We start from the raw sequence: 12,734 nt of genomic DNA, 5'->3' as shown, positions 1-12,734 counted from the left end.
GTGTAAACTGGGGAAAAGGGGTGAAACGGATGAAGCAATACGAATATAAAATAGCTGATATCAGGGCATCTATGGGGTTTGACGAGAAGAAAAAGGTGAGAGAAGCGGAGGAGCAGTGGAATGCGCTGGGCCGGGCAGGCTGGCAGTTTTGCGCACAGGTGAATGGGGGACTGGTGTTCATGCGGGAGATTCAGGATGAATCATGAACAGTATATGCGCCGGGCTCTGGAGCTGGCGATGGAGGCCCAGGCAGAGGGGGATGTGCCCGTAGGCTGTGTTATTGTTCGGAACGGAGAAATCGTTGGCGAGGGGCGCAACCGGCGGGAGGAACGGGGAGACGCCACCGCCCACGCGGAGCTGGAGGCCATACGGGACGCATGCGCCAGGACCGGAAGCTGGCGTCTTCACGGCTGTACCCTCTATGTAACGTTGGAGCCATGCCCCATGTGCGCCGGAGGGATCATCAACGCCCGCATTGACCGAATCTACTACGGAGCGGGAGATGAGAAGGCGGGCTGCTGCGGCTCGGTTCTCAATCTGTTCGAGGAACGCTTCAACCACCATCCCCGCATCTATCGGGGTCCCCTGCGGGAGGAGTGTGAAGCGGTCCTTCAGAAGTTTTTTGAGGCGCTGCGCTGAAAAGATTTAAAGGTTTTGTAACAACTGCGGATAACTTTTGTAATAACCCTTGGGTATACTGATACTCGCAAGGCAAGAGCATCTTTTCATTCTATCCTCCAATTTTTTTTGGAAGACCGGCGGTTTGACCGCTGGTCTTTCCCCCTTTTTGGGCAAAATTTTTGGATCCAGGAGAGATTTAAAACTTATGTAACAACTTGCGTTGGAATTGTTAATAAGTTTCTCTTATCATAAAATCTGCAAGAGACAGTTCGTTTCATTTTGATCCTCTTTTTCAACGGAAGCCCCCGGACGCCTTGGAGCAGGCGTCCGGGGGCTTTCGTCAGCGGCCCCGCAGAAAAAGAAAAGGCAGGCCTGTTCCAACTACAGGCCTGCCTTTTGATTTTTATGGGGAGGGGATACTTGTGTCAGCATTTCCCTGAACTTTCTTTTTCCGCATCAGCAGCAGGGTCATCAGCCCATGAAACAGCTTGCTTACAGGCAGCAGCAGGGAAATAAAGGTTACCTCCCCAAAATAGAAAAACCGCCACCACAGAAACCCCGCGGCCGCGAAGAAGCATACCGCATTACAGACAACGGAATTTTCCGCTGGCCGTATGGAGCACAGCGCCGTCCGGCCCAGGACCAGCAGCAATACAAGGATAAAGGCGGCAATGCCGGTCCCAAGGTCAAGGAGTAGGTATACAAGCTGATAGGTGCTCTGTGCCTTTTCCTGAAAGCCGGAGCAAGCCACATGACTCAGGAAAATAACAAGAAAAATGCCGCAGTAATAGAGAAGCTGTTTCTATATCTTGTTCATCTGTTTCCTCCCTCGATCATTGGATGGACCCTTTGACCGATTTGTTTCACTCTGCCTTTGAGTACCTTATTTTTCCCCTTGTTTCAATCTATCACCAGAATTTTCGTAAAAAAGACGAAAAGGCCCAAGGACCTCGGAAATTCCCGCTTTCTTGGGGGGAGACTCACAGGACAAAAGGAGCGGAGCCCTGGGGATGTCCCGGAGCTCCGCTCGATACTATATTGTGATCCTTCCAAAATCACAGGCCGCTTTTCCAAAGGGGAGAAGAGAAAATCAGCACTTCTCAAAGATGGTGGCAACGCCCTGGCCGCCGCCGATGCACAGGGTGGCAAGGCCCTTCTTGGCGTCGTCGCGCTTCTGCATCTCATGGAGCAGAGTGACAATAATGCGCGCGCCGGAGGCTCCCACGGGGTGACCCAGAGCGATAGCGCCGCCGTTGACGTTGACCTTGCTCATGTCGAAGCCCAGCTCGCGGGCCACGGCGATGGACTGGGCGGCAAAGGCCTCGTTGGCCTCCACCAAATCCATGTCCTCGATTTTCAGGCCGGCCTTGGCCATGGCCTGACGGGAGGCGGGCACGGGGCCCACGCCCATGATCTTGGGATCCACGCCGCCCTGGCCCCAGGAGACCAGCTTGGCCATGGGCTTCAGGCCGTACTTCTCCACGGCCTCGCCGGAGGCCAGGATGATAGCGGCGGCGCCGTCGTTGATGCCGGAGGCGTTGGCGGCGGTGACGCGCTGCTGGCCCTTGTCAGCGGACTCCTTGATGCCGGTGGGCTCGAAGGTGTGCTCCACGGCGGGGGCGGGGGATTCAGGCCCCACAGGGAAGGCGCCCTTCAGCTTGGAGATACCCTCGGCGGTGACGCCGGCGCGGGGGAACTCGTCCACTTTAAACTCCACCATCTGCTTCTTCTGCTTGACCATCACGGGGACGATCTCGTCGTCAAAGCGGCCGGAGTTGATGGCGGCCTCAGCCTTGTTCTGGGAGGAGGCGGCAAACTCGTCCAGTTCCTGGCGAGTGATGCCCCACACGTCGCAGATGTTCTCGGCGGTGGTACCCATGTGGTAGTTGTTAAAGGCATCCCACAGGCCATCCTTGATCATGGTGTCTACCACCTTCTTGTCACCCATGCGGGCGCCCCAGCGCTCGGCAGGCAGGGCGTAGGGGGCGGCGGACATATTCTCGGTGCCGCCGGCCACAATGATGTCGGCGTCGCCGGCCATGATGGTACGGGCGGCCTCGATGACGGACTTCATACCGGAGCCGCACACCATGCCCACGGTGTAGGCGGGGACGGAGGTGGGCACACCGGCCTTGATGGCAGCCTGACGGGCCACATTCTGGCCCAGGCCAGCGGTGAGGATGCAGCCAAACATGACTTCGTCCACCTGCTCGGGCTTGACGCCGGCGCGGGACAGGGCCTCCCTGATGACGGTAGCGCCCAGATCAGCGGCGGGGATATCCTTCAGGGAGCCGCCGAAGGAGCCGATGGCGGTGCGGCAGCAGTTGACAACGTAGATGTCTTTCATAGCTTCTGTTACCTCCAAAATTTATTTGGCGTCCAGAGGGACGCCCACGATTTCCGCTCTTGTTCTGATTATATCGGAGGAAAGGGGAAAAAGCAATCAATTTTTCTGCCCAAGGGTGCCTCTTTCCTGCCTGTGATTGACAAAATCGCAAAAATTATATCAGCGGAAGGGCAAAAATTATGTAAAATAGTGAATTTTTTAACAAAATCCCCCGGCTCTATTTTAAGCCGGGGGAGGGAAGAAGGCTTCAGTCCGCAAGGACGGCCTCCTGGTAGGGGGGCGCCACAGAGGTATCTCCGGTAGAAACGCTTCCGACAGCCGTTTCCTCATCGTGGAGGACCAGCTCATACTGGGAGCCCAGGCCGCTGAACGTCCGAAGCCATTCCAGTGTGCGGCTGGCGTTGGGCGTCAGGGTGATGCTGAGGGAGGAGGAATAAGTCTGGCCAACGGGACTGCTCTCTGCGGCGGGGGCATACTGGCCGCCGCGGCCGGGCTGCTCCTCAAGGGGCAGCTCCCATTGGAAACGCAGGTCGGTGCGGTAGGTGTTTCGCAACCGCTCCTCGTCGCTGAAGAGATAGCGTACGCCGATGCTCCCATCAGCAAAGTCAGCCTTGACCGCTTCCCACAGGCCCTCCAGGTCCTCCCCGGCGGCGCCGTCCAGATACAGGGTGCTCCGATCTTCCCCCTCCGGGGACAGGGAATTGGGCAGCATCCGGACATCGGTGAGATAGGCCTCCACCAGCCGGCCCTGTTCCTCGAAAGAGGCAAAATTATACACCATGGAGATCAGGCCGCGGTTCTGGATCAACTGGTCGGCCAGCTGAGTGACAGAGCCCTCCTTGTCCAACTCATCCAGGAAGATGGGGACGCTGGAATATTCACGGGACAGGGTGGACCCATCCTTCAGCGTATAGGTCACATAGAAAAAGATGTAGTCATCACCGTATATGCTGTAATTGTCAGCTCCATTCCGGTCCCTCTCATTGATGATGGCCTGGTGGAGGTCCAAGACCTGCTGGATCTGGCCGGGCTCGGTGATCTGGGACAGATGGAAGCCGCTGATATCCATGGGGTATCCCATGTCTGCCGATAGATTGATGGAAGCGACTTGGCCGGCATCGGGAATCCGGCTCTCCACGCCAAAGAGATCATAGACACAGGCGGCGCATAACAGAGCCATGGCGGCCGCCACCGCCGCGCAGCCTTTCCAGGCGTTTAGCACCCGGAAGGATTTTTTTAGCAGCATCTCAGCGGTAAAATAGCCCGCTACGGTCCAAAACAGCACACAGGCGGTGAGGAATACGGCGTCTGCCTGCCAGCCCAAAAAAGTGCTGGTAAAGGTGCCAAAGCACAGTCCGGCGCAGAAGGAGACCCCATATTTAAAAATAGGCCGGACCAGGGGGATGGACACTACATCCCCGGCGGATTCCACATGACGGTGGCGGTAGACCAGCAGGGCTAAAAGGGCAAAAACCAGTCCGGCCACGGCGTAGATGGCCACGGTGGAGGGGGAGGCGAGACCCCACTCCCTAGTCACAGCGACCCCGCTCTCCCCCGTCTGGACCACATTCCAGTTACAGGCCTGGGACAGCAGATAGACGGGGGTACACCACTCTACCAGTCTGCCCCCCACCCAGCCCCGGCCGGGGAAGCCGTAGAAAAAGCGGTTCATCAGCTCCGCCAGCAGGGTGGAGATCACCATGACCAGAAAATTCAGAATGACATAGAAGGCGGGCAGGGCCAGGATGTGGCCGGTAAACATGGCGCAGAAGGCGGCAAAGGAGAAGAAAAACAGAGCGGTGCCGCTCTGAACCAGCAGCCAGACAGCCAGGGCGGCCAGCGCCTCTCCCCAGCACTCCATAGGCAGAAAGGCCAGTTCGGCGGCCGCCGTCACCAGAGCCACCGCCAGATGGGGCAGCAGCAGGCAGGACAGACCGGCCAGATACTGGGTGGTGAACAGGGCCTCCCGCCGCAGGGGCAGCGCGTGCATCATGGCGGCGGACCGGTTATTGTATAGATAGCCGAAGGAGGCCATGGCGGCCAGCGCCCCAAAGACCAGAGAGAGGGCCACTCCCATAGTCAGGAGATAGGGGATGTCCAGGGCGGCGGAGGTCAGCATGGACTGAAGGTCCAGCTCTCCCTGATATCGCTCCTGAAGCCAGAAAAACTGATTGAGCAGGTTCAGAGGGATCAGAAAGGCCCAAATCACCCCATACAGGGCCCAAAGGGGCCAGAAGCGGGTCATAGTTTTGCGGTAGAGGGTGGAATTAAAGCACGATGTCGCGGACCCCATAGTCCTCACCTCCCATTTCATAGATAAAGATTTCCTCCAGGGACAGAGGCAGGGCCTCCATCAGAATGGGGGAATACACTGCCATCCTGGTCTTGATGTCCGCTGGGCTGCCCCGGACAATCAGAGTGAACACCCGACCTACCTGGGTGGTGTGGAGGACGTTCATATCTTGGGGCAGTTGGGGCAGCTGCCCGTCCTGGAAGGCCACCTGGAGCTTGACCACGTTATCCTGAAGGTCGGTGAGGGACCGTTCCAGAAGTACCTTGCCATGGGACAGGATGCCCACATGGTCGCACACGTCCTCCAGCTCCCGCAGGTTGTGGGAGGACACCAGCACCGTGGTCCCCCGCTGGGCCACGTCACCCATCAGCAGGGACCAGACCTGGCGGCGCATCACCGGGTCTAACCCGTCTACCGGCTCATCCAGCACCAGTACCTCCGGCTGGCAGCACAGGGCCAGCCAGAAGGCGGACTGCTTCTGCATCCCTTTGGACAGGCGGCGAATGGGCTGCTTCTCATCCACCTCGGGGAAGGCATCCTTCAGCGCCTCATATCGCTTGGCGTCAAATTGGGGGTACATCCCCCGGTAGAACCGCATCATGTCCCGGGTGGAGGCGGAGGCGAAATAATACAGCTCATCCGGAATGGTGGCGATCTTGGCCTTTACGGCGGGATTTTCATAGACCGGCTGGCCGTCAACCAAGACGCTGCCGGAATCGGGGCGGTAGACGCCAATGATGTGGCGCAGGATGGTGGATTTTCCGGCGCCGTTGGGGCCCACAAGGCCGTAGATAGAGCCCTTCTCCGCCGTCATGGTCAGACCGTCCAGGGCCCGGAAGCCCTCGAAGGTCTTGACTACGTTGTTTACCTTTATCATGGTTCCTCTCCTCCTTCCAGAGCCCGGACGCGGGCCCATAACTCCTCGCCGTTGACCCCTAGAAACAGCAGCTCCGCCGCTGTCTGGTCAAAGGTCTGGAACAGGGCGTCCCGCCGCCCGGTGTCCACCCCGCTGTTGGGGGCGGCAAAGGAGCCTTTGCCTGGCACGGAGCAGAGATAGCCCTCGGACTCCAGAGCGTCGTAAGCCCGCTGGATGGTATTGGGATTGATGGCCAGGGAGCTGGCCATGGTACGGACAGAAGGGAGCTTTTCTCCCTCCTGAATGACTCCGGATACCATCAGCTTCCGCAGGCCGTCCTTCACCTGTTCATAGATGGGACGGGAATCCCGAAAGTCTAGGTTGAGCAAAGCGATTCCTCCTCTCTCGGCGGGACGCCGCCGGATCTGGTCTGTAGATATTTACTGTAGTTCGGCCTGAAAGCCTGTTGCCTCGTCCCCGGAGAGTATCACAGTGTAACACGCTCCATACTGGGCGGGGATAGATACCTGGTCCGTAGTGCCTAAGGGGATGATCCTGCCCTCCGCATAGGGGGAAAAATCGATGGAGAAGCCAATCGGATCTGCACCGTCTAGGTAGGCACGGGAGAAACAGGGGACAAGTTCGCTTTCCGCTGTCAACTCTTCTCCGTCCAAGTCGGCCATTCCCCCAGAACCATAAAAGACTCCATCCAGATAGCAGCTCCAGAAGATCTGCTGTATGCCGGAACTCTTGCAGATAATCTGGACCTGAAAGGCATCTTGCTCCGCAGCGGCGCAACTGGTCAACCCCAAACACAGCAGGCAGGCACCCAGGAAACAGAGGCTTTTTTTCATCCCGCGCATTGCGACCTCCCACACTCAAAACTGTATTAATTGTATTAGTACACATAGTATATCGAAGAGAGCGGGAAAAAACAATTAAGAACTTCTTAAATTTTCTCCTAAGAAAAAAAGAACCGAGGGCGGGACCGGCAAAGGTCCCGCCCTCGGTTTCAAAAACAGAGGTCGGACTTACGGCTGGGACATATAGGGATATTTGATTGCGGAGGAGGGGCTAAAGGCCTCTTTGACGGAGTGAGCGCTGACCCAGCGAATCATGTTCAGGGTGGTGCCTGCTTTGTCGTTGGTTCCAGAGGCCCTAGCTCCTCCAAAGGGCTGCTGGCCAACTACGGCACCCGTGCATTTGTCGTTGATATAGAAGTTGCCCGAGGCGTTGCGCAGAGCCTTCTCCATCTTTACAATGGCCTGCCGGTCCTGTGCAAAAATGGCACCGGTCAGGGCATAGGGAGAGGCGCTGTCACAGATGGACAGGGTCTCATCCAGCTTGTCGTCCTCATAGACGTAGATGGAAACAATAGGGCCGAAGATCTCTTTAACCATGGACTCATATGTGGGAGTCTTGCAGCGTATGATGGTAGGCTGGACGAACCAGCCCTTACTGTCGTCATAGGCGCCGCCGGCCACAAATTCGCAGTCCGGAGAGACTGCTGCCCGGTCGATGTATTCCTTGCAGGTTTCAAAGGAGGCCTGGTCAATAACGGCGCCCATAAAGGTATCGAACTCCTGGACGTCGCCTACCTTTAGGGCGGCGGTGTGGGCTTTCAACAACGTCTCCACCTGAGGCCAGATGCTGGCGGGAATGAAGGCGCGGGAGCAGGCGGAGCACTTCTGTCCCTGATACTCAAAGGAGCCACGGACGATAGCGGTAGCTAGCGGCTCTATGTCGGCAGAGCTGTGGGCAAAGATAAAGTCCTTGCCGCCGGTCTCGCCTACCAGACGGGGATAGTTGGCGTAAGAGGCAATATTTTCACCCACCTGCTTCCATACATTCTGGAAGACCGCAGTGGAGCCGGTGAAGTGAAATCCGGCCATCTTAGGGTGGCTGACTACATATTGGGACATATCACTGCCCGTGCAGGGAACAAAGTTGATGACGCCTGCTGGCAGGCCACACCACATTAGCAGCTTCATGTAGTAGTAGTTGGACAGGACAGCCGTGCGGGAGGGCTTCCAAACTGCTACATTGCCCATGATAGCAGGCGCGGTAGCAAGGTTACCACCGATGGAAGTAAAGTTAAAGGGCGTAATGGCACAAATAAAACCATCCAGTGGACGATAGTCTTGGCGATTCCAAATACCGGCGCTGCTGCTGGGTTGATCCTTAAAGATCTCCTGTGCGCTCCAGACACCAAAACGCAGGAAATCAGCCAGCTCTGCGATGTCGATCTCGGCCTGGAATACCGTTTTGGACTGTCCCAACATGGTAGAAGCGTTTAGTACAGGGCGGTAAGAATTGGTGATATGATCGGCTGCTTTCAGAAAGATTGCAGAACGATGCTCCCACGGCATGGACTCCCATTCCTCTTTTGCAGCTAAAGCGGAGTCAACTGCCATTTTTAGTTCTTTTTCTCCTGCTATGCAACACTCGGCAATGACGTGGCTGTGATCATGGGGCATCGTCACTTTAATGGTCTTATCTGTATAAATCGCCTGACCGCCAATGATCAGCGGAATCTTAACAATCTGATTGGACTGCCTCTCCAGTTCCGCTTTCAGTTCCTCCCGCTCAGAACTGCCGGGCATATAGCCCAGGAAGGGATCATTGGTGGGCTTTGAAATAGTAAAGTAGGCATTAGCCATAGTACTCAACTTCCTTTCTGTGATTTAAGATAGGTCAGGTTAACCGAGCAAATTGGGCAAGAATGTCACAAGAGGTGGGAATAGGGCACAGACGGCCATAGAGAATAACAGGGCACAGGCAAAGGGGATCATAGCTTTTGCAGTGCGGAGGACAGGGGTCTTTGCAATGCCACTGGCCACGAACAGTAGATTCCCGACCGGAGGAGTGATGCCCCCTACAGTGGTCATCATGACCATCACCACGCCGAACTGAATGGGATCAATGCCATACTGCTTGACGATAGGGATAAACAGAGGGGTCATAATGGTGATCATGGCGGTATCTACCAGGAAACAGCCCATGATAAGCAGAGTACCTAGAATAATGAAGATAATCAGTGTGCTGTTGGAGGTCAGACTGGAGAGAAAAGCTACCAGCGCCTGGGGAAGTCGCTCAATGGTCAAGATCCAGCCCAGAGCCTGAGAGGTGGCAATGATATACATGATAGAAGCGGATGTCAAGGCACCGTTGACCAAAACAGTGGGTACTTCCTTCATGGGCAGCTCTCGGGTTACCAGGCCGACCAACAGGCCATAGAGCAGCCCTACGGCGCCGGCCTCCGTAGAGGTAAAGATGCCAGACATAATACCGCCCAGAATGATGACCGGCATCAAGATAGCCAGAACAGAGCCCTTGGCAGCGGAGAGCTTCTCAGCGGTGGAGGAACGCTCGTGGATGGGGTAGTTCCGCTTCTTAGAGATCAAGTAGGCGATCACCATTAGGCTGACGCCCATGATGATACCGGGGACCATACCTCCAAGAAACAGCTTGCCGACAGAATCTCCTGTGATGGAGGAGTAGATAATAAAGGCAATGCTGGGGGGAATAATGGGCCCCATGGTGGCGGAGCAGGCAGTGACGGCCGCACCGAAGCCAGCATCATAGCCATCTTCCTTCATGGCCGGGATGAGCATACCCCCTACAGAAGAAGCCGCTGCCACAGAGGAGCCAGACATACCAGCGAATAGCATACTAGCAAAAATGGTCACATGGGCTAGGCTGCCCCGAATATGTCCCACCAGCGTAGAGGAGAGGCGTACAATACGCTTGGTAATACCAGCCTTGTTCATCAGCTCGCCGGCAATGATGAACAATGGGACTGCTAACATAGTAAAACTGACGGAGGAGTTGTACATCCTCTGAACTAGGAGAGTACCTGGGATATCCCCGCCCAGAACAAGATAGAGCATGACGGCAGCTCCAGTAGAGAAAGTGATGGGAACACCAATCAGGACCATCACCATAAAAGCAATCAGCATCAATGCGGTCAATCCACTCATGCAGCTCCACCCTCCTTGTTCCGACTGGGATCATTTTTAGGTGCATAGGTCACAAAAAAGTCATAAGCAGCCGCCCGTACCACATTAATAGCCATCAAAATACAGGTGATAGGAATGGACAGATAGACATGATAGTAGCTCAGCTTCAGGGTAGAGGTGATTTGATGGGCAAAGGTGAGAGCCATGCTGTAGCCATTGAACACCATATATACAGAAAAAATAAACATAATGGCATAAATTAGAAGGTACCAATATCGCTTCACACGGAAAGGAAGGTACTCCAGTACCAGGTCGATCGTGATGTGCCGGCGCTCTGTTACACAAACAGCAGCGCCCAGAAAGATAGACAGGAAAAACAGAAGGTTACATGCCTCCTGAGACCAGACTAGAGAATTTTGCAGCACAAACCGGAAAAAGACTTGGAGCAGGCAGATGGCTACGAATCCTCCAGTGGCGCAGCAGAGTAATATTTTCAGCACCTTATCATAGATGTCAAATACCGCTTTCACAATATCGCCTCCTTGATCAAAATATCTAGCCGCTTAAAGAACTGCCATGCCTTATCCCATGGCACGAATCTCCTCCACGATGGCGGTGTTGAAAATGCCGCTGATCGACTTTTCAATGGCGGGTTGAGCCATCTCGATTACCTTTGACATTTCCTCGTCAGAGAATTGGATGGTTTCCACTCCAGCCGAGGCTAGGCGCTCTTTATAACCCGCAAGATTTTCGTTGAACGCCTTGCGCTGTTCAGTACTGGCTTCTTCAAAAGCGCGGGTCACAATTTCCTGTTCCTCGGGGGTCAGCCGTTGATATGCTCTCTCACTCATCAGGAAGCAATCGATGGTATAGGTGTGACAGGTTTCTACACAGTAGTCCACGACCTCTTGTAGGTTATTGGACAGAACACTCTCCAGACCAATCTCAAATCCGTTTACCACGCCAGTTTGCATAGCAGTATAGATTTCGTTAAAGGCAGTCACGGTAGGGTTGGCATCTAGGGCATTAAACAGGTTGATAAGACCAGCTACATCTGCTGTCCGCATGGTTAATTTCGAAAAGTCAGCAGCCGATCGAACCTCAACTGTGGTGTAGATGTTTCGTGGACCGCAGTCGATCATACCTAGAGTACGGATGCCTTGTTCTTCCAAAAACTTTTGCTGGACCTGCTGGCTGATTTCACTGTCCCACAGAACCTCAGCGTGTTCTGGCCCAAAAACTGTGAAGGGGATATCATAGAGGACAAACTCCGGCTCAAAATTTTCCACCGAGGAGGCGCTGACATAGCCTATTTCGATAGTGCCCAGCATCATGCTCTCAATAAAGTCTCGCTGGGAGCCAAGCTGTCCGGAGGGATAGATCTCAACGGTCACAGAGCCGTTAGTTTCCTCTTTGATCTGGTCCGCAGCTTTCTGCGCCATTTCGGTTGTAAGCGCGTTGGGCGCAATCTCCAGCGCCAATTTCAGAACCTTTGTATTACTGTTGGTGGCAGCATTTCCGCAGGCGGTCAGACCGAGCGTGAGGAGCAGAGAGGTTACAATTACTGCAGTGCGGCGAAAGATTCTCATAGTACCAGATACCCTCCTTTTTCATCCTGGTGTCATCCGGCTCCGCCCCGTGAGGACGGAAAGGTGGCCGGGGTGACTTTAATATTGAACTGTTCTGCACCTGCAACGCTTGTTATGGATGCCCCAAACGATGCAGGTGCATGAACAATCAGCTTATAGTAGGCCGAATTCTGTTAGCAGTCGGTCAATGAGGTCGCGAGTTTCCTGAGAGGGTTCGGCGGGAATGGGAGTACTGGCCAGTCCGGCGGGTAGTCCCAGCTTCCGCATAGCGTACTTGATGGGGCCGGGGTTAGCCTCACGGAATAGGGCTTTAAACAGGGGAATGTACTGCTTGACTATATCGGTAGCCTCCTTGTACTGGCCAGCCACGGATTTTTCATACAGCTCCAACCACACCTTAGGTAGCACGTTAGCGGTGGCAATAATACCGCCACAGGCGCCATAGGTCATGACGCTGGCAGCCAGGAACTCCTCTCCGCTGAGGACGGAGATCCGGCTGCCCAGTCGGCGCAGCAGATCGATGTTCTGGCCCAGGTCGGGGGAGCATTCCTTAATGCCAACTACATTTTTGGTGGTATTGACAATAGTTTCCACGGTATCGGGAGTCATATTGACGCTAGTACGGTAGGGAATATTGTAGAGGATGATAGGGGTGTTGACCGCTTGGTCAATCCGCTGGAAATAGTCGATGATACCAGGCTGCGAGGGGCTTAGATAGAAGGGGGTTAACACCAGGAGGGCATCCACACCCATAGAGTCAAAGGCTTTGCAGGCCTTCAAGCATTCGCCAAAGCCAGGCTCCAAGACGCCGGCCACCACGGGGACACGCCCGGCAGCCTCTTCCTTGGCAATCCGGACAGCCCGCTGCCGCTCCTCGGCAGATAAGGCTGCGTACTCGCCGGTGCCGCCCAGCATTACAAGGCCGTGGATGCCACTGTCAAGTTGAATGTTGACTAGCTGACGGAGTTTGGCCTCGTCCACCTGGAACTGCTCGTCCATGGGGGTGACAAGAGCGGTGAGAATACCTTGAAATTTCATAGTGACCTCTCCTTTTAAATAAAATATAGAA

General features: G+C 55.2%; 13 protein-coding genes. 3 read left to right on the top strand and 10 right to left on the bottom strand.

The annotated features are described in order from the left end of the window. The first annotated feature begins 29 nt into the window (after positions 1 to 29). The 3 genes from H8S11_RS11205 to H8S11_RS11195 all read left to right on the top strand — a co-directional run bounded on the left by H8S11_RS11205 (position 30) and on the right by H8S11_RS11195 (position 1,318). Positions 30 to 206, top strand: a complete 177-nt coding sequence (locus H8S11_RS11205) for a hypothetical protein (protein ID WP_186853198.1) — start codon at positions 30 to 32, stop codon at positions 204 to 206. Then, entirely contained in the window at positions 196 to 639 is a 444-nt protein-coding gene (gene tadA, locus H8S11_RS11200; RefSeq protein ID WP_186853197.1) for a tRNA adenosine(34) deaminase TadA, read from the top strand. The genes H8S11_RS11205 and tadA overlap by 11 nt, the downstream gene beginning before the upstream one ends. Before the next feature lie 460 nt (positions 640 to 1,099). Beyond that, a complete protein-coding gene (locus tag H8S11_RS11195) occupies positions 1,100 to 1,318 on the top strand; it encodes a hypothetical protein (protein WP_186853196.1) in 219 nt (72 codons plus the stop codon). Between the two features lie 393 nt (positions 1,319 to 1,711). Here H8S11_RS11195 and H8S11_RS11190 read toward each other — a convergent pair whose 3' ends face one another. The 10 genes from H8S11_RS11190 to dapA form a co-directional block, all read right to left on the bottom strand. Then, a complete protein-coding gene (locus tag H8S11_RS11190; RefSeq protein WP_186853195.1) occupies positions 1,712 to 2,968 on the bottom strand; it encodes an acetyl-CoA C-acetyltransferase in 1,257 nt (418 codons plus the stop codon). Between the two features lie 247 nt (positions 2,969 to 3,215). Next, complete coding sequence (locus H8S11_RS11185; RefSeq protein WP_186853194.1) at positions 3,216 to 5,261, bottom strand: hypothetical protein; 2,046 nt, start codon at positions 5,259 to 5,261, stop codon at positions 3,216 to 3,218. Then, entirely contained in the window at positions 5,236 to 6,138 is a 903-nt protein-coding gene (locus H8S11_RS11180) for an ABC transporter ATP-binding protein (RefSeq protein WP_147572589.1), read from the bottom strand. The genes H8S11_RS11185 and H8S11_RS11180 overlap by 26 nt, the downstream gene beginning before the upstream one ends. Then, the gene (locus H8S11_RS11175; RefSeq protein ID WP_186853193.1) at positions 6,135 to 6,506 is read right to left on the bottom strand and encodes a GntR family transcriptional regulator; all 372 of its coding nucleotides are present in this window, start codon (positions 6,504 to 6,506) and stop codon (positions 6,135 to 6,137) included. Before H8S11_RS11175 ends, H8S11_RS11180 begins: the two co-directional genes overlap by 4 nt. A 51-nt stretch (positions 6,507 to 6,557) precedes the next feature. Continuing rightward, positions 6,558 to 6,971 carry a hypothetical protein gene (locus H8S11_RS11170; protein ID WP_186853192.1) on the bottom strand — a complete coding sequence of 138 codons (414 nt, stop codon included), beginning with the start codon at positions 6,969 to 6,971 and terminating at the stop codon, positions 6,558 to 6,560. Between the two features lie 177 nt (positions 6,972 to 7,148). After that, positions 7,149 to 8,777: an L-glutamate gamma-semialdehyde dehydrogenase gene (gene pruA, locus H8S11_RS11165; RefSeq protein WP_186853191.1), complete on the bottom strand. Its 1,629-nt coding sequence runs from the start codon at positions 8,775 to 8,777 to the stop codon at positions 7,149 to 7,151. 39 nt (positions 8,778 to 8,816) lie between these two features. Beyond that, positions 8,817 to 10,097, bottom strand: coding sequence for a TRAP transporter large permease (locus tag H8S11_RS11160; RefSeq protein ID WP_186853190.1), 1,281 nt, complete (start codon positions 10,095 to 10,097; stop codon positions 8,817 to 8,819). Beyond that, a complete protein-coding gene (locus H8S11_RS11155) occupies positions 10,094 to 10,606 on the bottom strand; it encodes a TRAP transporter small permease (protein ID WP_186853189.1) in 513 nt (170 codons plus the stop codon). The genes H8S11_RS11160 and H8S11_RS11155 overlap by 4 nt, the downstream gene beginning before the upstream one ends. Before the next feature lie 51 nt (positions 10,607 to 10,657). Next, the gene (locus H8S11_RS11150) at positions 10,658 to 11,665 is read right to left on the bottom strand and encodes a TRAP transporter substrate-binding protein (protein WP_186853188.1); all 1,008 of its coding nucleotides are present in this window, start codon (positions 11,663 to 11,665) and stop codon (positions 10,658 to 10,660) included. A gap of 153 nt (positions 11,666 to 11,818) precedes the next feature. Next, on the bottom strand, positions 11,819 to 12,703 hold the full coding sequence (gene dapA / locus H8S11_RS11145) for a 4-hydroxy-tetrahydrodipicolinate synthase (RefSeq protein WP_186853187.1): 885 nt from the start codon (positions 12,701 to 12,703) through the stop codon (positions 11,819 to 11,821). Positions 12,704 to 12,734 lie beyond the last annotated feature (31 nt).

This window comes from Flintibacter hominis (genome assembly GCF_014287965.1).
Taxonomy (GTDB): Bacteria; Bacillota; Clostridia; order Oscillospirales; family Oscillospiraceae; genus Lawsonibacter; species Lawsonibacter aceti.
This window is presented reverse-complemented; position numbering and strand designations above follow the sequence as displayed.